The sequence below is a fragment of the Geobacter psychrophilus genome (genome assembly GCF_056821595.1).
This window is the reverse complement of sequence record NZ_JBXDTU010000004.1, coordinates 2,630,098-2,652,980: the sequence shown is the minus strand read 5'-3', so window position 1 is coordinate 2,652,980 and position 22,883 is coordinate 2,630,098. Positions and strand designations below refer to the sequence as shown.

General features: G+C 57.9%; 21 protein-coding genes and 1 riboswitch. Of the genes, 10 read left to right on the top strand and 11 right to left on the bottom strand.

The window, feature by feature from the left end; genetic code table 11:
• Positions 1 to 397 precede the first annotated feature (397 nt).
• The 4 genes from ACOCF6_RS14805 (at position 398) to miaA (ending at position 6,259) form a co-directional block, all read left to right on the top strand.
• Complete coding sequence (locus tag ACOCF6_RS14805; protein WP_482461105.1) at positions 398 to 1,264, top strand: ABC transporter substrate-binding protein; 867 nt, start codon at positions 398 to 400, stop codon at positions 1,262 to 1,264.
• Positions 1,261 to 3,585, top strand: coding sequence for an ATP-binding protein (locus ACOCF6_RS14800; protein WP_482461104.1), 2,325 nt, complete (start codon positions 1,261 to 1,263; stop codon positions 3,583 to 3,585). The genes ACOCF6_RS14805 and ACOCF6_RS14800 overlap by 4 nt, the downstream gene beginning before the upstream one ends.
• Positions 3,582 to 5,252 carry a response regulator gene (locus ACOCF6_RS14795; protein ID WP_482461103.1) on the top strand — a complete coding sequence of 557 codons (1,671 nt, stop codon included), beginning with the start codon at positions 3,582 to 3,584 and terminating at the stop codon, positions 5,250 to 5,252. Before ACOCF6_RS14800 ends, ACOCF6_RS14795 begins: the two co-directional genes overlap by 4 nt.
• A 62-nt stretch (positions 5,253 to 5,314) precedes the next feature.
• Positions 5,315 to 6,259, top strand: coding sequence for a tRNA (adenosine(37)-N6)-dimethylallyltransferase MiaA (gene miaA, locus ACOCF6_RS14790; RefSeq protein WP_482461102.1), 945 nt, complete (start codon positions 5,315 to 5,317; stop codon positions 6,257 to 6,259).
• Here miaA and ACOCF6_RS14785 read toward each other — a convergent pair.
• Complete coding sequence (locus tag ACOCF6_RS14785) at positions 6,227 to 6,694, bottom strand: YehS family protein (RefSeq protein ID WP_482461101.1); 468 nt, start codon at positions 6,692 to 6,694, stop codon at positions 6,227 to 6,229. The genes miaA and ACOCF6_RS14785 overlap by 33 nt on opposite strands.
• A gap of 273 nt (positions 6,695 to 6,967) precedes the next feature.
• Positions 6,968 to 7,044: riboswitch (cyclic di-GMP riboswitch) on the top strand.
• A gap of 96 nt (positions 7,045 to 7,140) precedes the next feature.
• On the opposite strand from ACOCF6_RS14785, the gene ACOCF6_RS14780 reads away from it, so the two are divergent.
• Together ACOCF6_RS14780 and ACOCF6_RS14775 are read left to right on the top strand one after the other, a co-directional pair.
• Positions 7,141 to 7,992, top strand: a complete 852-nt coding sequence (locus ACOCF6_RS14780; protein ID WP_482461100.1) for a hypothetical protein — start codon at positions 7,141 to 7,143, stop codon at positions 7,990 to 7,992.
• 108 nt (positions 7,993 to 8,100) lie between these two features.
• Positions 8,101 to 9,600, top strand: coding sequence for an IS1182 family transposase (locus ACOCF6_RS14775; protein ID WP_482461099.1), 1,500 nt, complete (start codon positions 8,101 to 8,103; stop codon positions 9,598 to 9,600).
• 77 nt (positions 9,601 to 9,677) lie between these two features.
• On the opposite strand, the gene ndk is transcribed toward ACOCF6_RS14775, so the two are convergent.
• Positions 9,678 to 10,091 carry a nucleoside-diphosphate kinase gene (gene ndk / locus ACOCF6_RS14770; protein ID WP_482461098.1) on the bottom strand — a complete coding sequence of 138 codons (414 nt, stop codon included), beginning with the start codon at positions 10,089 to 10,091 and terminating at the stop codon, positions 9,678 to 9,680.
• A 222-nt stretch (positions 10,092 to 10,313) separates the two neighbouring features.
• On the opposite strand from ndk, the gene ACOCF6_RS14765 reads away from it, so the two are divergent.
• The 4 genes from ACOCF6_RS14765 (at position 10,314) to flgM (ending at position 14,029) form a co-directional block, all read left to right on the top strand.
• The gene (locus tag ACOCF6_RS14765) at positions 10,314 to 11,825 is read left to right on the top strand and encodes a M16 family metallopeptidase (RefSeq protein WP_482461097.1); all 1,512 of its coding nucleotides are present in this window, start codon (positions 10,314 to 10,316) and stop codon (positions 11,823 to 11,825) included.
• Positions 11,822 to 13,255, top strand: coding sequence for a M16 family metallopeptidase (locus ACOCF6_RS14760; protein WP_482461096.1), 1,434 nt, complete (start codon positions 11,822 to 11,824; stop codon positions 13,253 to 13,255). Before ACOCF6_RS14765 ends, ACOCF6_RS14760 begins: the two co-directional genes overlap by 4 nt.
• A 3-nt stretch (positions 13,256 to 13,258) precedes the next feature.
• A complete protein-coding gene (locus ACOCF6_RS14755) occupies positions 13,259 to 13,672 on the top strand; it encodes a bacteriohemerythrin (protein WP_482461095.1) in 414 nt (137 codons plus the stop codon).
• Positions 13,673 to 13,747: 75 nt separating this feature from the next.
• On the top strand, positions 13,748 to 14,029 hold the full coding sequence (flgM, locus tag ACOCF6_RS14750) for a flagellar biosynthesis anti-sigma factor FlgM (RefSeq protein WP_482461094.1): 282 nt from the start codon (positions 13,748 to 13,750) through the stop codon (positions 14,027 to 14,029).
• An 86-nt stretch (positions 14,030 to 14,115) separates the two neighbouring features.
• On the opposite strand, the gene ACOCF6_RS14745 is transcribed toward flgM, so the two are convergent.
• The 9 genes from ACOCF6_RS14745 to ACOCF6_RS14705 all read right to left on the bottom strand — a co-directional run bounded on the left by ACOCF6_RS14745 (position 14,116) and on the right by ACOCF6_RS14705 (position 22,767).
• Positions 14,116 to 14,397, bottom strand: coding sequence for a peptidylprolyl isomerase (locus tag ACOCF6_RS14745; RefSeq protein WP_482461093.1), 282 nt, complete (start codon positions 14,395 to 14,397; stop codon positions 14,116 to 14,118).
• Between the two features lie 123 nt (positions 14,398 to 14,520).
• The gene (locus ACOCF6_RS14740; RefSeq protein ID WP_482461092.1) at positions 14,521 to 15,867 is read right to left on the bottom strand and encodes an anaerobic C4-dicarboxylate transporter; all 1,347 of its coding nucleotides are present in this window, start codon (positions 15,865 to 15,867) and stop codon (positions 14,521 to 14,523) included.
• 276 nt (positions 15,868 to 16,143) lie between these two features.
• On the bottom strand, positions 16,144 to 17,559 hold the full coding sequence (locus ACOCF6_RS14735) for a sigma-54-dependent transcriptional regulator (protein ID WP_482461091.1): 1,416 nt from the start codon (positions 17,557 to 17,559) through the stop codon (positions 16,144 to 16,146).
• Complete coding sequence (locus ACOCF6_RS14730) at positions 17,556 to 19,355, bottom strand: transporter substrate-binding domain-containing protein (RefSeq protein WP_482461090.1); 1,800 nt, start codon at positions 19,353 to 19,355, stop codon at positions 17,556 to 17,558. Before ACOCF6_RS14730 ends, ACOCF6_RS14735 begins: the two co-directional genes overlap by 4 nt.
• 67 nt (positions 19,356 to 19,422) lie before the next feature.
• Positions 19,423 to 20,394, bottom strand: a complete 972-nt coding sequence (gene pdxA / locus ACOCF6_RS14725; protein ID WP_482463368.1) for a 4-hydroxythreonine-4-phosphate dehydrogenase PdxA — start codon at positions 20,392 to 20,394, stop codon at positions 19,423 to 19,425.
• Positions 20,395 to 20,416: 22 nt separating this feature from the next.
• Positions 20,417 to 21,490, bottom strand: a complete 1,074-nt coding sequence (locus ACOCF6_RS14720) for a cobalt-precorrin 5A hydrolase (protein WP_482463366.1) — start codon at positions 21,488 to 21,490, stop codon at positions 20,417 to 20,419.
• 1 nt (position 21,491) lies between these two features.
• Positions 21,492 to 22,271 carry a precorrin-4 C(11)-methyltransferase gene (gene cobM, locus ACOCF6_RS14715; RefSeq protein WP_482461089.1) on the bottom strand — a complete coding sequence of 260 codons (780 nt, stop codon included), beginning with the start codon at positions 22,269 to 22,271 and terminating at the stop codon, positions 21,492 to 21,494.
• 15 nt (positions 22,272 to 22,286) lie between these two features.
• Entirely contained in the window at positions 22,287 to 22,547 is a 261-nt protein-coding gene (locus ACOCF6_RS14710; protein ID WP_482461088.1) for a type II toxin-antitoxin system RelE family toxin, read from the bottom strand.
• The gene (locus tag ACOCF6_RS14705; protein WP_482461087.1) at positions 22,534 to 22,767 is read right to left on the bottom strand and encodes a CopG family transcriptional regulator; all 234 of its coding nucleotides are present in this window, start codon (positions 22,765 to 22,767) and stop codon (positions 22,534 to 22,536) included. The genes ACOCF6_RS14710 and ACOCF6_RS14705 overlap by 14 nt, the downstream gene beginning before the upstream one ends.
• Between the last annotated feature and the right edge of the window lie 116 nt (positions 22,768 to 22,883).

The following is a 22,883-nucleotide window of genomic DNA, read 5'->3' as shown; positions in this document are numbered from 1 at the left end:
GACCATGCCGTCTCCCCGTCGGCTTCTTCATATATCAACGACTTTTTCTCTCATTAAAGCTGGCCGGTTATACCACACCGGCACCTATTGTCAAGCAGATAAACCGGTATTTTAAAAAAGAGTCATTTGGCTTAACAATACGATATAATTACAAAATTACGATTTATTAATTCCGCAAAACCAGCGATATTCCAGTAAATAGGTAAAGTATTTTGGTTATCCGTCGTAGCTGTTTTACACGTGCCTGGTTTCGGACGTCGTCACGTAACCCGGCAGCTGGAAACGCACCATCTGCACATCCGTTCCACTTGTCGTTTTCCGGGAGCGGTTTTGGTTGATATTTTGCTGATTAACCCTTATAGTTGCCGGACTCGCTGCTCTAATGAGAACACACACCATGCTCAAAATCATCCATTTTTCCTTGATCTGTATCCTGCTGACAAGCGCAACCTGCTCCGCTGCAGATGTCCTGATCATTGCCGATGCCCAGCTCAAGCCGGTTCTGGAAGTCACCCAGGGGGTGCGCAAGACCCTGCATGCCTCCATCAGGACCTTTGCTCCGGCCGAGGTGCGCGGCAACCTGGCAGCTGTCATCCAGCGGGAAAACGCACGGGTGGTGATCGCCCTGGGGCGCGAGGCCCTGACTGAGGCCCTGACCCTGCCCCCCTCCATTCCGGTTCTCTATGACATGGTGGTAACCCCGCCGACCATCAACCGCCCCAATACCGCCGGTTTCTATATGGCCACCCCGGCCAGCGAGTATGCCGAACTGGTGCGCAACTACCTGCCGGCCCTGAAGCGGGTGGCAATCGTAGCCAGCCGCGAATTCCTGCATATCCTGGCCAGCGAGGTTTCAGCACCGGTCAGCACCTATTCCGTCAGGAACATGGTGGAGTTCGTCTCAACGGTCAAACAGCTGAGCAATACGGACGCCGTCCTGCTCCTGCCGGATAGCGGGGTCATGACCTCGACCGCCATGGAAGAAGCCTACCTGCTCTCCTTCCGGCGGCGCATCCCCCTCCTGGGTGTCTCCGAACGCCATGTCAAGGAGGGGGCGCTGCTGGCGCTGGTGGTGGATATGGGGCACGTCGGCAAGATCATCGGCGAGGCCGCCTCCCGGGCCCTGAAGAGCGGGAGCGTCGGACAGCCGCCGGCCGCCCCCCCCCGCAAGTTCGACCTGTACCTGAACATGGATACGGCCCGCAAGATGCGCATCAGCATCCCGGATGAGGTCGTGCGCATGGCCAGGAAGGCCTATCCATGAACAGACTGAAGCCCGTCATGACCTTCCGCATCAAGGCCCTGCTCTTCATGATCCCGCTCCTGCTGCTGATGTCGTTCGTCCACACCTGGGAGTCGATCCGGGCCGGTAAAGGGGTTATCCGCAGCGAGATCATCAAACGCGCCGAGGCGATCACCACCCTGGCAACCAAGACCGGCGAACTGCCGATCCTTTCCGGCAACCCCGAACTGCTGAAGAGTACGGCGGCCTTTCTCAGGTCCAATACCGAGGTTGCGGCGGTCACCTTCTACGACAACAGAATGACGCTGCTGACCCATGACGGTCAGCCGCTGACCAGCCATCTGACCGCGCCCCCGTCAGCTTCAACACTGGTCCTGTCCGAAGAACAGGACGCCTTCGTGGTGTATGCACCGGTCTTTACCGAGAAGGCTCCGGCGGATTTTGCCATCATCGGCGGCATGGAGACCGGGCCGAAACTCAAGGAGACCATCGGCTGGATCAGGATCGGTTTCTCCAAGGACTCGCTGCACGCCAACGAGGAACGCATCGTTGTGCGCGGAGTCCTGCTGTCACTGGCCTTCGCCGTAGCGAGCTGTATTGCAGCCTATGTACTGATGGGGGTGGCCACCCGCCCGCTGCGTCAGATCGTCCGGATGGCCGATGGTGTATCCCACGGGGATTTCGGCAGCGAGTTCGAAATCCATCAGCATGATGAAGTGGGCGCCCTGGCCAGATCGTTTTCTGCCATGCGCCTCACCATCCGCAAGGTTCTGCACGAAACGGACCGGCTGATCGTTGCCGTGCAGGAGGGGCACCTGGACAGCCGCAGCGATGCAGGTCAGTTCGAGGGTGAATGGCGCATCCTGGTGGAGGGGGTCAATGACCTGTCCGGGGCGTTTGCCCAGGGGGTGGTTGAGCTGCAAAGCGCGAAAGAGGCGGCCGAGTCCGCCAACCGTGCCAAAAGCGAGTTCCTGTCGAGCATGAGCCATGAGCTGCGCACGCCGTTGAACGCGATCCTGGGTTATGCCCAGATCCTCAAACGCCAGGAAAACATGACAGAACCCCAGCGCCAGCAGCTGGAGATCATGCACAGCAGCGGAGAACACCTGCTGACCCTGATCAACGATATCCTGGACGTGGGCAAGATCGAGGCACAAAAGATGGATATCGAGCAGGTGGCCTTTGACCTGCCGGCCCTGATGCGCCAGGTCTTTAATCTGACCCGGCTGAACGCCGAGCAGAAAGAGCTGCGTTTCCTGTATGAAGAGCTATCACCCCTGCCCCCCTATGTGCGCGGAGATGAGCGCAAGCTGCGTCAGATCCTGCTGAACCTGCTGAGCAACGCGGTCAAGTATACCCGCCGGGGCAGCGTAACCCTCCGGATAGCCTACGATCATCACGCGGGAGACGGAACACTCTGCTGCGATGTAGTTGATACCGGGGTGGGCATCCCGGCCGACAAGCTGGAGACCATCTTTGAGCCATTTACCCAGTTAGCCGACAGGGACCAACTGAGCGAGGGCACCGGACTCGGACTGAACATCTCCCGACGCCTGCTGGACCTGATGCATGGCCGCCTGACCCTGGAAAGCGAGGTTAACAGGGGCAGTACATTCCGCCTGGAACTGCCGCTGCCAAGCGTGACCGATCCGGAACGTGCCCTGGAGAAAACGGATGTTGCCGTGACCGGCTATTGTGGCGAGCGCAAGCGCATTCTGGTGGTAGATGACAATGCCAGCAACACCTCCATGCTGGTATCACTGCTGGAGCCACTCGGCTTCAGGATCGATACCGCATGTAACGGCGAGGAAGCGCTGAAGGTGGCACGCGAACAACAACCGGATCTGGTGTTGATGGACCTGGTAATGCCGGTAATGGACGGCTTTGAGACGGCCCGGATGTTGCGTGCCGACAAGCGCTTTGACCGGACCGTGATCATCGGCGCCTCGGCCTCGGTTTCCGACAGCAGTCACAAAAGCGGATTTGTCGAGGTCTGCGACGATTACATTGTCAAGCCGATCCGAATCGACCTGCTGCTGGACAAGATCGGCACCCGCCTGGGGCTCGCATGGGAGACCAGGGAGATCATCGTACCATCCCGGGAAACTTACGCTGCTCTGGACGACCGGGAGTTGCCGCCACTGCCGCCTGTTGAGCTGGATAAACTGCTGGATCTGGCCATGAGGGGAGATATGCTGGGGGTAGAGCACTGGGCCGCGGGCCTGGAAGAGCGAGACAGCCGTTACCGCAATTTTGCCGGCAGATTGAAAGAGCTTGCCGGGAGCTTCAGAACCAAGGCTGTTCTGGCGCTGGCTAAAAAATGCCGTGGAGAGGAACTATGAACCCTGAAGATCGGAACGCATCTCAAAGTGATAAGCGCACCCCCATAATTCTTGCTGTTGACGACGATGTCAACAACCTGTCCGTAGTCCGTGATTGCCTGGCCGGATATAATTATACCGTCCTGGTAGCCGAAGACGGCGAGAGCGCCGTCAGCCGGGCGGATTACGCCCGCCCCGACCTGATCCTGCTGGACATCATGATGCCGGGTATGGACGGCTACGAAACCTGTCGCCGACTGAAACTCCAGGAGAGCACCCGCGACATCCCGGTGATCTTCATGTCGGCCCTGGCCGAGAGCGGCCACAAGGTGCAGGGCTTGAAGGCCGGGGCGGTGGATTACGTCACCAAGCCGTTCCAGCAGGATGAATTGCTGGCCAGAGTGGGTGTCCACCTGAGCTTGCGAGACCTGGCCCGCCGCCTGAAGGAATCAAATGAGCTGCTGGAGGCGCGGGTCGAGGCGCGCACCATCGATCTGCATATCGCCAACCGCGAACTGGAAGAAGAGATCGCCGAACGCCAGGCAACGCAGGAGCAGCTCAGACAGGCGCAGAAGATGGAGGCGATCGGCACCCTGGCCGGTGGCGTGGCCCATGACTTCAACAATATCCTGACGGTCATCATGGGCATGGGCAGTATCCTGCGGAACAAACTGGTTGATCCCGAGCATGCACAATTTGTCGATGACATCCTGATCGCTGCTGATAAGGCCGCCAAACTGGCCAACAGCCTCCTGGCCTTCAGTCGAAAGCAGGTTATGGAGACCAAGCCGGAGGAGGTCAACAAGATCATCAGCACTATCGATATGATCCTGCGCCGGGTGATCGGCGATGATATCGAGATCCATTGTCATCCGGCAGCGGAAGAACTGACGATCATGGCAGATTGCGGCCAGATCGAACAGGTGCTGATGAACCTGACGGTCAATGCGCGCGATGCAATGCCCGCTGGCGGGATTATCACTCTCAGATCAGAGCGGGTTGATCTGACGGAGGACCTGCCTGACACCTCGCTCAAGCCCGGAGCATACGCCTGCATCTCGGTAACCGATACGGGCAGCGGCATCAGCGAAGATGTCCGGCAGAGAATCTTTGAACCCTTCTTCACCACCAAGGAGGTCGGCAAAGGGACCGGGCTGGGGCTTTCCATCGTCTACGGGATCATCAAGCAGCATGGCGGCGAAGTAACCGTGCACAGTGAGATCGACAAGGGGACCTGTTTCAGGATCTATCTGCCGCTGATTGAGGCACGCCATGAGCAGCACGAGAGCAAACCGGCCGAACAGATGTTGGGTGGGACGGAGACGATCCTCTTGGCTGAGGACAACCTTGATGTCCGTGGTTTCATGATCCAGGCTCTGGAGGAATACGGATATCAGGTGATCGCTGCGCTGGACGGCGAGGATGCGCTGGCAAAGTACCGCGCCAACATCGACCGGATTCAACTTATGCTGCTGGATGTGGTCATGCCCAAGAAGAATGGACGCGAAGTATTCGATGCAATCAGAAAAGAGGGGGGCCAGGTCCGGGTGCTCTTCTCCAGCGGCTATACCGCAGATATCATTGCCCAGAAGGAGATGGAGGAGGCGGGTGTCGGTTTTCTGGCCAAACCGGTCACCATGCAGGTACTGTTGAGCGCAGTCAGAGAGGCCCTTGACCAGACGTTGTGAACAAAAGCGGATTAAACCGGCAAATCTCTGAAACCGACCACAGGATCACAAAGACGCACAACATGACACGATCTCTCCCCATCAACCTGCTGACAATCCTCGCTCCGACCGCTTCGGGCAAAACCCGCCTGGCAGTTGCCCTGGCCCGAGAACTGGACGGTGAGATCATCTCGGCCGATTCGCGCCAGGTCTTTCGCGGCATGGACATCGGCACCGGCAAGGACCTGCACGAATACGGCGCGGTGCCCCACCACCTGATCGATTGCCTGGATGCCGGGGCCGAGTTCAGTGTCTTTGCCTTCCAGCGCCTGTTCTATGAAGCCTTTGGAGAGATAACGACGCGCGGCAATCTGCCGATTCTGTGCGGCGGCACCGGCCTGTACCTAGATGCCGTCCTGCGCGGCTACCGGATGGCAGAGGTTCCCGAGGATGTGCAGCTGCGTTGCGACCTGGAAGGGCGCAGTGACGCGGAGCTGGTTGATCTGTTGCGGGCGTTGAAACCCGACCAGCACAATACCAGCGACCTTTTGGACCGCAGACGAACAATTCGTGCCATTGAGATTGCCAAGCATGAGCAGGGAGCCACCCCTCGGCAGCTTCCTTGCCCGGATATCCGTCCTTTGACCATCGGCATCCGCTGGGAGCGGGCTGAACTGCGCACCAGAATTACCGAGCGCCTGCGGCAGCGGCTGGATAACGGGATGATCGAAGAGGTACAGCGTTTGCACGAGAATGGAGTCAACTGGGAACGGCTGAATTACTATGGATTGGAGTACCGTTTTGTGGGGGCGCACCTGCGGGGCGAACTGACCCGTAACGACATGTTCCAGAAGCTGAACAGCGCCATCCATGATTTTGCCAAGCGCCAGGAAAACTGGTTCCGCAGGATGGAGACACATGGCGTGACTATCCACTGGGTGGCAGGTGACTCCGACCCGCTGGCCGAGGCACGGGCGCTGATCAAGAGCCTTGCGTCAACCCTTGGTACGCAGGGCAATCCCCTTTAGAAAATCCTTGAGAAACTGATTGCTGCATTCCTTATAATGCTTGTGACCCTGTTTTCGGTACAAAGCGGTCAGTTCGTGTTTTGATACCGTGATACCCGCCAGCTGTAAAATCCCGACCAGGTCATCCTCCTTCAGGTCCAGGGCAATCCGCAGTTTTTTCAGGATGGCATTATTGGTCAACACCGCGACCGGCTGATCTGCCGGGACCGGTTTGCCATCCTGCTGACCCCGCTTATGGATGATCAGACCATCCAGAAAAAACCCCATGACAGGGTTGCTGCAGGGGATATAGCCGTCCTGCTCTTCGGATTTCATCAAGGAGTTGATCGTGGATAGGCCAACCTCGCGGCCGGCCTGCCTGAATATCTGTATCATGGTAGCGTCGTCAATTTTCAGGGCGTCCCGGATACTTCGTAGTACGTCGTTATGAGCCATGGTGGTCTCCGTCCAGCAGATTGTTCGTACACAGGCAACCTATCAGAAATATCAGGTAATTTCCATGTCAAAGAGTCCTGTGGCCGCGATCCGGACACATCATCCCCCGACGATGTGATGTGCCCTTTTCTGATAGCGGCCTGCGGCTCAGCCCCTGGTACGTATACAAAAAACGGAATGATTTTACATTGTTGTAACATAGTAGACGCATTCGAATCTTGACAGGGATGCTGTCATGGGGTAAGGTGTCCCGGTAACATTTTGTAGCTGAGGTAGCGATAATACTAAACCATCCGCGAGGATGGGACGGAAAGCCTACAGGGTCTCCATGAGACAGCCGGGTCGCCGAACTATCAATTTCCCAGATAGCGTGCGATCCGGCTTTTTTTGTGCCGCTCGTCGGCAGGCCGGCATAGCCGGCGCTGCATACCAACAGGAGGATGTTCATGAAGTTCAGCGAAAAAATCAAGCACATGGCAGTTTTTATTGAGTTCCTGGCCGGTTCGGGACTGGCCATCTTTTTCCACATGGTGCTCAACAAACCCGAGGCGGCCTACAGCATCTTCGGCATCGGGATACTCCTTTCCCTGGCGACCTACCTGATCCGGGAAGACCTGGAGAGCACCCGTTGCGAACTGACCACCCAGTATAATCAGGCACACGAAATCACCTTTGCCATAGCCCGGATCAACGATCCGGAATGCCAGATCAAGGCCCAGGAACTGCTGAACGGAATCAAGCGCACGATCCACCTGCTCCAGCAGGGCTATATCCCCCTCGATGAAACCGAATACTACCTCGAAGCGGCCAAGCGCACCGACAATACACTCCAGAGAATGAAAGCAGTGGATCCCCTTACCATCGGCTGGAACACCCGCGGCGCGTTGATGAACTTCTACCAGTCCAATCAGCGGGCTTTGGAACGGGGGGTGATTATCTCGCGGGTCTTTGTTCTCAGCCGCGAGGACATGAACGAACCCGAGGTCCAGAAGATCCTTCTGGCCCAATATAATGACGGCATTGACGTGCGAGTCGCTTTTACCAGCGAACTGCCGTCGGCAAATGAAATCAGCGGTCGTGACGTCAACAGCTCCTTCGACTTCGGCATCTATGATGACCAGGTGGTCACCGATGTCTTTCCGCAGTCCGGCAAGTACTACGGACGCAAGACCGCATCAGCCGCCGAGGTCGAGAGATACCTGCGACTGTACGAGATCATCGAACATAACGCGCACGCCGTAATTTATGAAGATGACCGGATTATTCTCCAATCCGAGTCGCTCAAACTGGCTGCCTAGAAATATAACCGGGTACAGAAAACGACAAAAGGCCCTGCGTAAACAGGGCCTTTTCAGACTGCTGACAAAGTCCTCGCCTCTGGCGGGGACTTTTTTTATAATGCGTCCATGCTTATCGACAAAGACACCCGTCAGATTTCCATGGAGTTTGTGAGTATCGAGGAATTGGTCCCGAAGGATCATTTGTTGCGCAAAATCGACAAGGCGATAGATTTCGGTTTTATCCGGGAGAAAGTCAGAAGCCTTTACTGCGCCGACAACGGTCGTCCTGCAATTGATCCGGTGGTACTGTTCAAGATGCTCTTTATCGGCTACCTGTTTGGCGTACGCAGTGAACGCCAGCTGGTACGCGACATTCAGGTCAACGTCGCCTATCGTTGGTTCCTTGGCTTCGGCCTGACCGACAAGGTTCCTGACGCTTCCACCATCAGCCAGAACCGTCGCCGGCGCTTTTCCGAGAGTACGATCTATCAGGATATCTTTGACGAGATCGTCGTCCAGGCCATCAACCGCAAGATGGTTGATGGCAGCGTTCTGTACAGCGACTCGACCCATCTCAAGGCCAACGCCAACAAGAACAAGTTTGAAGTCCGCGATGTACAGAAATCAACCCGTGATTACATGGAACAGTTGGAAGAGGATATTGCCAAAGACCGGGAAGCTCACGGCAAGAAACCGCTCAAAGAGAAAGAAACACAGCCTGAGACCAAAGAAACCAAGGTAAGCACCACCGATCCCGATAGTGGTTACATGATGCGGGAAGGCAAACCGGAGGGATTCTTCTACCTCGACCACCGCACCGTCGACAGTCGCCACAGCATCATCACCGACACCTTTGTGACCCCAGGCAATGTCCATGACAGCATCCCTTACCTTGACCGCCTGGATCGTCAGCGGGAGAGATTCGGATTCAGCACTGAAGCCGTCGGTCTTGATGCCGGCTACTTCACCGCCGGCATCTGCAAGGGACTTGAAGACCGGGATATCTACGGCGCCATTGCCTATCGCCGCCCGAACCATATCAAAGGCTATTTGCGTAAGAGTGACTACTCATACGACACTGACACAGATTGCTACACCTGCCCAAAAGGCTGCATCCTCCGTTATCGAACCACCGACCGCCTTGGCTACCGTCACTACGCATCAGATCCCACCCAATGCAGAACATGCCCACTCCAACCCCAGTGCACCAGGTCGGCAAACTTCACCAAAATCGTTACCCGGCACATCTGGCAGGACCATAAAGACAGAGTCAACAGCCACCGTTACACGGAACAGGGAAAGGAGATCTACCGAAGGCGGAAGGAAACCGTTGAACGCAGCTTTGCCGATTCCAAGCAACTGCATGGGCATCGCTATGCGAGGTTACGGGGTAGAGGCAAGGTCTTTGAGCAATGCCTGTTATGTTCAGCGGTACAGAACATGAAGAAGATCGCCCTGGTGGTCGACCGGGACGATTTATTGCGTTTATTTAGGCGACTGCGACCGTTCAAGTCGCCCCAAATACTCTATAAATGGGTATTCAAAGAACTTGGCTGGTTCATAACAAACTTTGTACAAATGGCCTTCAAGCACATCACAGCCCCGGAAATAGAAAACCCCGTCTGAAAAGACGGGGTTTGTCAATGATCTGAAAAGGCCCTGCGTAAACAGGGCCTTTTGTAATGATGCTGCGATGGAAAGGACTAGACGAGTTCCAGTGCGCTGAAGAAGTAAGGAATCTCGAAGGCAGCGGTTTCAGGTGCATCGGAACCGTGGGAAGAGTTTTCCTCGATGTTGACGGCAAAGTCCTTGCGGATGGTGCCCGGTTCGGCGTTGGCCGGATTGGTGGCCCCCATCAGGGTACGCCAGTCAGCGATGGCATTTTCCTTTTCCAGACAGAGCACGATCACCGGGCTGCGGGACATGAAGGCGCACAGGTCGTTGAAGAAGGGGCGCTCTTTGTGTACGTAGTAAAAACCTTCGGCCTGCGCTTTGGTCAGCTTGATCTTTTTCATGCCGACGATGCTGAAGCCCTTGGATTCGATCCTGTCCAGAATTTTACCGGCCAGCTTGCGCTCGACTGCGTCCGGCTTGATGATTGCGAATGTACGTTCCATCTGTTCCTCCAATGAGTTAGTTAGAAGTTTTTTCGTCAGAAAACAACTTCGGTAATGCACGAATCCTGATTTCCAGGAAAAGGTTTAAAAATCAGAACATTTCTGATAGCATCCCCGCCCGAAGGTTGTCAAGTTTTTTGGCCGGAAGACTATTCATGGATTGATTCAAACCCCCTTACCTGTGTATGATTACAATTTAAAATATCAAGCAGAGGTGTCCGTATGAAAAATGTCTGGCTGATTGCCCTGACGCTGTGCCTGTCCACCACCACCCTTCAGGCCGCACTACCTGCTGCTGAGCCCAGGGTCGGCCTGGAGGAAAAGGTTATTGAGCACACCCTGAAAAACGGCATGAAGCTGCTGATGGTGGAACGCCACACCTCGCCGACCGTCTCGGCCTGGATCCGCTTCCGGGTGGGAAGTGTCGACGAGCGCAGTGATGAGCGCGGCATCGCCCATCTGCTGGAGCATATGCTGTTCAAGGGCACGACAACCCTGGGGACAAAGGATTATATTGCCGAGAAGCCGATCCTGGACAAGATCGAACATACCGCCCAACTGCTGATGGCCGAGAAGGCCAAACGGGAACATGCCGACAAGGCCAGAATTGCCGCTCTGGAAAAGCAGCTGGCCGGGCTGGAGGCGGACGCCTCGAAATTCGTCGTAAAGGATGAGTTCTTCGAGCTGTACTCCAAGAACGGCGGCGTCGGCTACAACGCCTTCACCAGCCGCGACGGCACCACCTATCTGATCAGCCTGCCCTCCAACAAACTGGAACTGTGGGCCGCCATAGAGTCGGACCGGATGCAGAATGCGGTCTTGCGTGAATTCTACACCGAGCGGGCGGTGGTCATGGAGGAGCGGCGACGTTCCTACGATGCCGACCCGGAAAGCAAACTGTGGGAAACCTTTGTTGCCTCTGCCTACCTGGCCCATCCTTACGGCCAGCCGACCATCGGCTGGATGACGGACATCGAGAACCTGTCGCGCAGCAAGGCCGAGCAGTTTTTCCACAGCTATTACACCCCCAATAATTCCATCGTAGCGGTCGTCGGCGACATCAATCCCGCAGCTACGATTGCCCTGGTGGAGCGCTATTTCGGGGCAATCCTCCCCGGCAAGACAGTGGCACCGGTGACAGCCGAAGAGCCGAAGCAGGGGGGTGAGCGGCGCATAGAACTGCTGGCGGAATCGGAACCGACCATGATCATTGGGTTTCATAAACCGGCCATCACCGCGCCCGACGACTATGTGCTGGATGTGATCAGCATGATCCTGGGCAGTGGCCGCACCTCGCGCTTTCACAAGCATCTGGTGATCGAAAAGCAGCTGGCCACCGAGGTGGGTGTATTTGACGCCCCCGGCAGCCGCTATCCCGGCATGTTCGTGATCAATGCCAATCCTCGGGCGCCCCACTCAGTCAGGGAAGTCGAAGAAGCTGTTCTGGCCGAACTGGAGCGACTGAAGAGCGAGCCGGTTACGGAGCGGGACCTGCAGCGCATCCTCAACAAGATCGAGTACGAAGAATCACGTCGTATGGGAACCAACGGCGGCCTGGCCCGCAACCTGACCGAGTACGAGGCCACGACCGGCAGCTGGCGCTACATGATTGAATACCGCCAGAAGGTGGCCAAGGTAACGCCCGCTGATATCCAACGGGTTGCCCGCGAATACTTTACCCGCGAAAACCGCATGGTTGGCTTTATTACCAAAAAGGGGGCTGGCCTGAAATGAAACGACTGATCATTACATTATCCTTTGTTCTATGTTCCGTTACGGCAGTCTTTGCCGCAGACAGCGTCAAGGCCAATCCCCGCAGCATGACCTTCCCCGAGTTGCGTTTCGACATTCCCAAGGCCGAGCGGGTTGTGCTGGAGTGCGGCATGCCGGTCTTTCTGCTGCGCGATCCGGAGCTGCCGATCATCAACATCACCGCCATGGTACGCGCCGGATCGGTCTACGAACCGGCGGCCAAGTCCGGCTTGTCATCCCTGACCGGCACGGTCATGCGCAGCGGCGGAGCCGGCGGTCTGACGCCGGAGCAGATGGACGATGAGCTCGAGTTCATGGCATCGTCAGTAGAAAGCAGCATCGGCCCCGACATGGGTACCGTATCACTGACCAGCCTGACGAAAAACTTCGGCCGGACACTGAAGATCTTCGCAGATGTACTGCTGCGTCCCGCGTTCAGCGAGAAACGGGTCGATATCGCCCGCAAGCACCTGATTGAGGGGTTGCGCCGCCAGAACGACGATCCCAAGGAGATTGCCGGGCGCGAGATCAACCGGGCCATCTATGCCGGACACCCCCTGGGAGACGTCCCCACACCCGAGTCAGCCGCAGCCATTACGCGTCAGGATATGGTTGATTACCACCGCCGTTTCTTCCGGGTCGACAACGTGATTCTGGCCGTCTCCGGCGACTTCGACCGGGCAACCATGCTGCGCGAACTCAATGCCCTGTTCGTAAAACCTTCAAAATTTGAGGCAACCGTTCTGCCGGAGATCCCGCAACCGGCCCCTGTTTTTGCAGCCGAGGTCATCTACGGCAAAAAAGAGGTCAACCAGTCCGTCATCCGCATGGGACACCTGGGCATCACCAAGGACAGCCCTGATCTGTATGCGATCCGGATCATCGATTATATCCTGGGGGGCAGTTTCACTTCGCGGCTGACGATGGAAATCCGCACCAACCAGGGTCTGGCCTACAATGTCGGCAGCCATTTCGATATCGGCCGCCGTTTTACCGGCAGCTTCATTGCCGAGACCGAGACCAAGGCCGAATCCACGGCCAAGGCCATCACCCTGATGCAGTCGATCATTGCCGGCATGACACAGGCGCCGGTCAGCGATCAGGAGCTGAATGCGGCCAAGGAGTATATCATCAACTCCTTTATGTTCGGCTTTACCAGCCCGGCCTCCATCGTAACCCAGAGGGCGCGCCTGGAGTTTTACGGCTATGCCCCGGATTATCTGGAAAGCTACCGCGACAATATCTCGCGGGTAACGAAAGAGGCCGTGCTGGCTGCCGCCAGGAAACATCTGAAGCCGGGTGCCTTCAAACTGGTGGTGGTTGGCGATACGGCAAAGTTCGACAAACCGCTGGCCAGCTTCGGAAGCGTGCGTGAACTGGATCTTACCCAAAAATCTGGCAACGGGAGGTAACGAATGGCGATTCTTGAATGGGACGAAAGTATTGCACTGCATATTCCTGCTATCGATGCTCAGCACAAGGCATTGATCGGCTGGATCAATGCCCTCAACGATGCGGTACAGAAAGGTGAAGGAGCGCGCCTGATCGACGAGACCCTTCAGAAGCTGATCAATTACGTCTTCGAACATTTTGCCGCAGAAGAAAAGCTGATGCTCTCATACAACTTTCCCGGCTTCACCAGCCACCGTCAGGAACATGATTATTTCGTTCAGAAACTTAAAGAGATCCAGGGCGGGTTTCAGGACAGTGACGAGACCAGCAGGAAGACGCTGGACTTCATGGTTGACTGGATTGTGTGCCACATCAAGGGCACCGATCAGAACTACGGCCGCTTCATCCTTGGCAAGATGGGCGAAAAACCGGTTTAATTAAAGTTTTTCCGGCGGTCTGCCGATATAGTCTATATCTGGAAACAGAGCACACCGTACTACACGGAGGCTGCCATGAACATTGAAAATGCAACCATGGGATCAATACCACAGATGAACACGCAACCGAAGAAAACGGCATCGCACCCTGTCTCGGATTCTACTCAGCCGATCCATTCGAACGACGAAGCCTTCAGCGTTGATATATCTTCAAAGGCAGAGCAGTTGAACAGACCTCTGGACCAGGATGAGATCAGCCGCGAAAGGGTGGCTGCCATCAGGGACCAGTTGGCCGCCGGCACATACAATATCAGCGGCAAGGATGTTGCCAACAAAATACTCGGCGTCCTGAAATAACAATCGGGTATAGCCCTGCTCTCACGAAAAAGGCGACCATCTGGCCGCCTTTTTCTATTCACCCGTTACCTGCCCATGGAAAATTTTTACTCGGTACGACTGGTCACCTCAAGCAGGTGAAAGCCGAACTGGGTCTGCACCGGCCCCAGAACCTTCCCGACCTCACCGCTGAACACAACCTCATCGAACTCCTTGACCATCTGCCCCGGGCCGAATTCGCCCAATGCGCCACCCTGATTCTTTGACGGGCACAACGAGTGTTCCTTCGCTACGGCTGCAAAATCAGCTCCGGCTTCGATCTGGGTCTTGAGATTTTCACATGCTTCCTTGCTGGCCACTAAAATGTGGCGGGCGCTTGCTCGTGCCATTACCTGTCTCCTTGTGTAGGTTCATTCATTTGAAGATGGGCAAGCATAACTTCTATTGGTTGCGTTTTCAAAGAAAATTCTATCTGAGAGGGCAACAGTAATAGCCATTGCAACATTTCACGCCTACACCATGAGCAGCTTCACCAGGAGATAGCCTACGCCACAGCCGGTGCCGACGCCGATCAGACCGGGGATGATGAAGCTGTGGTTGAGGATATATTTCCCGATGCGCGTTGTACCGGAGCGGTCGAAGTTGATGCAGGCCAGATCGCTGGCATAGGTAGGCAGAATGAAGTAGCCGTAGCTGGCTGAAATAAAGGCTACCATCATCAGCGGGTCGACACCGAGGCTGACCCCCAGGGGCGCCATGGCGGCGATGGCCGCGGCCTGGCTGTTAACGAACTTGGAGACGACAAACAGGACGAGGGCATAGGTCCAGGGTTTGGTGGCCACAATACCCGCCAGGGCCCCCTTCAATAATTCAAAATGCGCTTCGAAAAAGGTGTCCGCCATCCAGGCCACCCCGAAGATGGAAATGACGGCAACCATGCCGGCCTTGAACACGGTGCTGTTGGGTATGTCCTGGGTGCGCACCTTACAGATCAGCACGACGAGCGAACCGGCGGTCAGCATCATGATCTGGATGGCCAGGTTCATGGAAAGCGGTTTGGCTTTCCCGGCAACCTGGAAGACCGGCCGCAATTCGGGGAAGGCGCCGAGGAGGACCACTGCGGCGATGGCCGCAAAGAAGATCCAGGTAGCCCAATAGGCTTCCTTGGGAAAGACCTTGTCCAGCAGGGTGGCGGATTCGCCGTAAATGTAGGCCTTCTGCTCCGGGTCCTGGAGCTTTGCCTGGAAGATCGGATCCTTGTCCAGGTCCTTACCCCGCTTGAGGCTCCAGAGTGCCGCCACGATTACACCGCAGAACGTGGCGGGGATGCCGATACTCAGCATTTGCAGCAGGCTGACCGGATGGGTGGATTTTGCCAGGATGGCGACCAGTGAGACGACAGCCACGGATACGGGAGAAGCGCAGATGCCCATCTGGGATGCAACGGATGCCGCCGCCATGGGGCGTTCCGGACGGACTCCCTCCTTGATGGCGATGTCGTAGATGATCGGAAACATCGTGTACACCACGTGACCGGTGCCGCACATGACGGTCAGGCTCCAGGTCGTAATAGGGGCCAGAATGGTGATGTACTGGGGATTCCGGCGCAAGATCTTCTCGGCGAAGCGCATCATCACGTTAAGCCCCCCGGCGGTCTGCAGCACCGACGCGCATCCGATGACCGCCATGATGGTCAGCAGTACATCCACCGGGGGCTTGCCGGGCGCGAGATGGAAGACAAAGGTGAAGACGAGCAGACCGGCGCCGCTGATGAGACCGAGACCGAAACCTCCGTAACGGGTGCCCACCAGCAGGCATGCAATGATAACCAGGAATTCGAGTGCGATGATGTAGTCCATGACCATTCCTCCTTATTCAGCCGCTAAGCTGATTAGTGCGACTTCGTAATCTATGAAGAGCATGGAGAGTGCCAACCGGGCAGATATTTACAACATATTAATTATACTGGTTAAATTCTACCACAATGGCCGCACGGCCAAAGAAACCCTCATAACCAGAGGTTATGGCCAAAAGGGGAAACAACGATAACTAACTGATTTTTATCGGGATAGGCAGGATATAGCCAAGGGTTATGATTATAACCGCTGGTTATGGGGGTTGGCAGAGGGGGGGAATCAGGCCTGCCGCATCTTCAAGCGCTTGGAGAGTGCCGGCTGCGAGATACCCAAGAGGCGCGCCGCCAGGGTCTGATTCCCGCCGGAGCGGTCCATGGCCTCCATCACCAGAAAGGCGGCCGCGTCGCTGAAGGTCGGAAGTTGCTCAAAGCCGGCAAACGGATTGCGGGCCGGGGCGCCAGGCGCGACAGCCGGGCATGCTGAGCGCAGGGGCTCGATGGCCTTGGCAAAGGCGTCCATGGAGAGCATCCGGTCGCTGTGCACACTGACGGCATCGAAGACCATGGCCCTCAGTTCGCGCACATTGCCGGGAAAACAGTACGTTGCAAGATACGGTGCCAAGCCCTTGGGCGGGGTCGGCTTCTTCTTGCCCAGTTCACGGGCCGCCTGTTCCAGGAAGTGATCCAGCAGCAGCGGGATATCGCCGGCCCGATCCCTGAGCGGCGGCAGGTGGACCTGGTGGGTCCGCAGCCGGTAGTAGAGATCGCGACGGAAGGCCCCCTGCCGCTCCTTTTCCTGCAGGTTCTGATGGGTGGCGACGATGATGCGGGCCTTGAGACGTTTCGGCAGATCGCTGCCCAGGGGAAAATACTCGCCCTCCTGGAGCAGACGCAGCAGCTTGACCTGGGAGGGGATGGAGAGGTCGCCGATCTCGTCCAGGAACAGGGTGCCGTCGGCGGCCTCCTCCACCATGCCCCGCCTGGCCTGTTCGGCGCCGGTAAAGGCGCCGCGCAGATGACCGAAGAGTGTATCGGCAAAGACCGTATCGTCCAGGCCGGCCACGTTGACCGTTACCAGCTTGCCTCGACAGCCGCTCAGTCGGTGTACGGCCCGGGCGACCAGTTCCTTGCCCACGCCGCTCTCGCCGGTGATCAACAGTGGCTGCTGGCTTTTGGCAACCGCCTCTACGTAGGTGAAGACCGCCAGCATGCCCCGGTCGCTGGTGACGATGGCCTCGAAGGCCTCGGGATGCCGGACAACGGTCGAACAGAAACGGCTGGCCATCTCCCGGTGATCCCGCTGCAACTCCTGCATGCGCACCGCCCGCAGCACCCCGCCCACGATCCGGTCCTGGTCGTCGGTCTTGACGAAATAGTCGAAGGCCCCCTGGCGCATGCAGCGCACAGCGGTCTCGATCTGGTTCAAACCGCTGACCACAATGGCGGTAATCTCCGGGTGGCGCTCGGCGATCTGCTCCAGCAACTCCTCTCCCGACAGGTGCGGCATGGTCAGATCCAGCAGTATCAGCCCGATGGCGCCCTGGTCCAGAATATCCATGACCAGGCGGCTGTCGCTGCAGGTGGTGATGTTGGAGATCCCGGCGCAGCTCTCCAGGGTCAGCGCCAGGGAGCCGAGCCAGGCCGGTTCATCGTCCACCAGCAGCACGCCGAAATCGGGATAGGTGGTATCGCTCATGATAGGTGTTCCTCCCTGTTTGCGCCTGTAGCGGCAGTCAACGCCGGCAGCGTCAGTGTCACGACCGTCTCGCTGCCCGGGGTTGAGTCAAAGGCCAGCTCCCCGCCATGCTCCTTGACGATCCCGGCTGAGACCGACAGTCCCAGTCCGGTCCCGCCGCTGTCCCGCTTGGTGGTGAAGAACGGGTCGGTCAGACGCGCCAGGTGTTCGGGGGTCATGCCGCACCCTTCGTCCCGCAGGCGAAATACCACCGTGGCCCGCTCCGCCCCGCAGCAGGTTGTCAGCTCTATGGCCCGCTCCCGGTCTGGCAGGGCCTGGCAGGCATTCAGGATCAGGTTGACCAGCACCTGCTCGATACGCTGGCTGTTGCCCCGGAACGACGGGAGATGCTCGCCGTAGGACACGTTGAAACGGGCGGTCGCCTCGCGAATGGAAGGTTCCACCAGCCGTACGGCGGCCTGGGCCACGCTGTTGATGTCCACGATCTCGTTGCAGGCACTGTCCCCCTGCCGGGCAAAGTCCTTGAGATCATCCACGATGCGCTTGATGCGCTTGCCCGAGTCCAGCAGCTTTTCCAGGCTGCGCGGCACCTCCTCCCGCATGCGCGAGTAGGGCAGCCCGCCACAGGTGAAGTCGCCGTTTTCCCGGTAGTACCGCTCCAGGACCTTGGAGGCGTCGCTGTGGAACCGCTTCAGCGTCGGCACCTCCAGCAGGATCAGGCCGGTCGGATTGTTGATCTCGTGGGCCACCCCGGAGACCAGTACCCCCAAAGCCGCCATCTTGTCGGCCTGCACCAGCTGCTGCTGGTTGAGGCGCAACTCCTCCTCGGCATGCTTACGCTCGGCGATCTCGCGGGTCAGATCGGCGGTGCGCAGGGCCACCTGGCGGTGCAGGGTGCGTGACCAGAGGGCAAAGCCTCCCAGGAGCAGCACCAGGGGTATCACCACGACAGCGGCGTGCTTGGCCAGGGTGCGCAGGTCAACCGGCGCCGGTTCCAGCACCCCCAGCCATTTATTGTAGATCACCTGGTATTGTCCGGTCTTCTTGAGAATTGCCAACCCCTCGTTGAAGCGGGAGAGCAGTTCTCCGTTACCCTTGTCAACGGCGTAGCAGTAACGGTGGGCGGCCACGTTGCGCACCACCGGCTCCACGTTGGTCAACTTCAGTTCGCGGATGAGGTACATGCCCGGTACAATGGCCACCACGGCAAAGTCGGTCTTGCCCGCGGCCAAAAAGCGGATGGCGTCGGCCGGGGTGTCGGTCAGCTCCAGCCTGCCGCGAAACCCGTTCCGAGCCAGGTAGTCGTGCATGATGCCGCTACGGTGCACAGCCACCGACTTGCCCTCCAAATCCTCCAGTGAATTGACCACGGGCGAGTCGCGGCGGGCAAATATGGCATGGTTGATAATGGTGTGAGGCAGGGAGAAATCAACCTCACTGCTCCGTTCCATCGAATAGGACATCCCCTCAAGCACATCGACCTTGCCGCTTTGCAGGGCGTTGCGCATCTCCGACCAGCCTCCCAGGCGGAACTCCACCCGCATCCCCATCACCTCGGCGATGGCGCGGGTCAACTCCACATTGTAGCCGGAGGGCTGTCCTTTGGCATCGATAAACTCATAGGGAGGGTAATCGCGGTCGCCGCCGACAATAACGGTCGTAATACCGGAAGGGTCATGCGGAACGGCAAATGCGGGAATAGTTGACAACAGGCAGACCAGCAATGTGACAATCAACGGAAGATACCGTGACAATTTCGCACTGGGCAAACATATGACAGGTGATGCGCTGGGCATGGATGTAAGTATATCCTTTTACAGCTGCGGAGGCAAAAAAGTACTGATGCAGAACATAAATGCGTTGTTAGCGGGACTTCGTCATCTGCACCGCCATCCTGATGGCTGCCAGCATGCTCCGCTCCGAGGCCTGCCCGGTCCCCGCCAGGTCATAGGCGGTGCCATGATCCACCGAGGTACGGATGATCGGCAGCCCCAGGGTGATGTTGACACCGTCATCGAAGTGCAGCATTTTGAGCGGTATCAGGCCCTGGTCATGGTACATGGCAACCACGCCGTCATAAGCCCCCTGCTGGGCAAAATGAAAGAGCGTATCCGCCGAAAGCGGCCCGACGGCATCGATGCCTTCCCGTCGGGCGGCCTGAATCGCCGGAGCGATAACCTCTGTTTCCTGGGCGCCGAACTTGCCCCCCTCGCCGCAATGGGGGTTGAGCGCCAGCACCGCCAGCTTCGGCGCCTGCGTGCCGGTCAGGCGGGACACCCCTTCTGCAGTGATGCGAATGGTCTTGAGGACCTGCTCAAAGGTTACCAGGCGCGGGACATCCTGCAAGGCCTCGTGAATTGTCACCAGGCTGACCCGCAGCACGTCCCCGGCCAGCATCATGACAAAGTTGTCCGTTCCGCACAGTTCGGCCAGCAACTCGGTATGACCGGGGTAATCATGCCCGGCCCGATGCATCGCCTCCTTGTTGATCGGAGCGGTGACCATGGCCGCCACCTGGCCATCCAGACAGAAACGGGCAGCAGCACAGATATACCTGAAAACCGCATCACCGCTCGCAACCGTCGGCTGACCGTACTGCAGGTCAGCTGCAGCCAGCTGCGAGAGCGGCAGCAGGGGAATCTGCCCCGTTGCCACCTGCCGGGCCTGCTCCAGGGTCGCTATCTCCACGATTCTCTGAGGAGAACCGCAGGTCGTCAAGGCCCGCTGCAGCGCGCCGGGATCACCAATCACGACCGGTATGCAGCCAGCGGCACAATCCGGATGGGTCAGCGCCTTGACGATGATCTCGGGGCCTACGCCGCAGGGGTCACCCATGGTTATGGCTATCAATTGCACATCAGTCACCAGAACCTTCCTTGATCTCTGCTACCGCCAGGGTAACATTTTCCGACTTGACCTTTTTCAGCAGCAGACGTCCGCCGCCGGAAGCCAACAGGGCCGCCGGTTCGGCCACACCGGCGGCACCGATGGCGGCCAGGGCATGCTGCGATGGTGGTGTCGGACAAGCCACATCGTTGAGTTCCTGGCTCTCGAAGAACCGTAGCGGACAGTTATATTGAGCTGCAAAGGCGATCAGCCCGGCCTCGTCGCGCTTGGCCGCAGCCGAGGCGATACAGCACAGGCTCCTGGGGGAAAGGAAGAGCCGTTTGAGGTGAGCGCTGACCAGGTCATCAATCTCTGCGGCGGATGTGCCGCGGTTGCAGCCGATGCCCAGCACCAGATTGCGGGGGCGCAGGATCAGGAGGTTAGCCGGCATCGTCTGGGGCGGCAGCTGGCGGTTGGTGACAAACAGGAATCCTTGCGCCGTGATTTTCAAGGCTTCAGTAAAAGTTTCAAAAAAAGAGAGCCGCCCCCGGCCATGAAACCAGGTGCGCGTTTTCCCACTGGGGTCGACCACCGCGATCGTTTCATCATCCAGCAGCAGGCGGTTGAGGGTCTTGACGCCGCTGATGTCGTCGATCACCCAGCCCTGCTCCTTGGCCAGCATGTCAAAGGAGGGCAGTTCATTGGCATCGGTGGCGGTGGTAATGACCGACCGGGCACCGGTCAGATAGGCGCAGCGTTCGGCCAGCTCATTGGCGCCCCCCAGATGGCCCGAGAGCAGCGCGATGGCAAACCTGCCGGCATCATCCATGGTCACCACGGCCGGGTCGCTCTGTTTTGATTCCAGCAGCGGCGCGATCATGCGCACCACGATGCCGGTGGCCATGACCAGGACAAAACCGTCCACTTCATGCCAGAGAGCAGTTATCAGCGCCCGCAGGTCAGCGGGCTCGAAGAGCTGCCGTTCTTTCCCGGCCTGGCCGGCATAGCGGGCGGCTACGTACAATTGCGAGCCGGGCAGGCTGCCCCGCAGCTTCTTGCCCAGCATGGCCCCGTTGCGGGTTATGGCGATGATTGCCACCCGCATGTCAGGCCACGATGCCTGCGCGGAATCCATGTGTGAACTCACCGTCGTAGAGCAGCGATTTGGCCTTGAGACCGTCACGGCGTGCCGCCAGCACGTCCCCGACGATGATCAGCGCCTGGCGGTCGATGCCGGCTGCACGCACGGTAGCGGCAAGATCGCCCAGGCTGCCGCGGATGATCTGTTCATCCTCCCAGGAAGCCCGGCAGACCACCGCAGCAGCGGTCTGGGGCGTATAGGCCCCCTGCAGGAGCTGTTCGACCACCTTCTCGATCATGCCGACCGACAGATAGATCACCAGGGTGGCACCCAGCGCGGCAATCTTGGCCAACTGCTCGTTCTCCGGCACCGGGGTACGTCCCTCGACCCGGGTGAAGATCACCGTCTGGGAGACCTCCGGCAGGGTCAGTTCCTGTTTGAGTGCGGCGGCAGCGGCAAAGGCGCTGGTGACACCCGGAACAACCTGGTAGTCAATGCCGATCCGGTCAAGGGCCTCCATCTGTTCCTGAATGGCGCCGTAAATCGAGGGATCGCCGGTATGCAGGCGCACCACGCTCCGACCGGCCGCGATCGCATCCATCATGACGGTAATGACCTCCGTCAGGGTCATGCCGGCCGAATCAAATACATCGGCGGAGGTGGCATATCTGCGCACCAGCTCCCGGTCGACCAGGCTGCCGGCGAATATGACCACATCAGCATGACGCAGCAGGCGCGCCCCCCGGACGGTGATAAGATCTGCTGCACCTGGTCCTGCACCGACGAATGAAACGGGTGATGACATTGGGTTCTCCCTAAACTAGTTTCGGTAAACTTCTCGTCGGTGGCCGACCTTGACCACCCAGACGGTCAGCTGGGTATCCTGTATCGAGTAGATAATGCGGTAATCTCCCTGGCGAATGCGGTATTTTTCCTGGCCGGAGAGTTTTTCACAACCGGCAGGTCGGGGATCTTCAGCAAGAGTTCCGATCCGTTCCATGATCCGTTGCAGATACGCATTGGGAATGGAATCCAGATCCTTCCTGACCGAATCCTTGAAGAAAATACTATAGGCGGCCATTGGCCTTCAACTCTTTCAACACGGATTCGTAAGAAACCAGCGGTTCGTTGACCCGTTCCTCAAAGGCCGCCAGATCTTCGGCATCCTCGGCAAGGGCACGATGAACCACATCATTGACGACATCGGAAAGTGAACGCGATGTCTCCAGCGCCTTGTGCTGAAGTGCCCGGTGCATGGCAGGGTCAAAATATACGGTTGCCCGTTTGGTGAGTGTGCCCATGGTTCGTACCTCCTTTGTTTTACCTTAGCGTTATGACGTCATGGCGTCAAGACGTTTCAGTTTAACATATATTTCTACCATAAGAGCGTCCGGCCCGGGGCACATGAATGGTTACG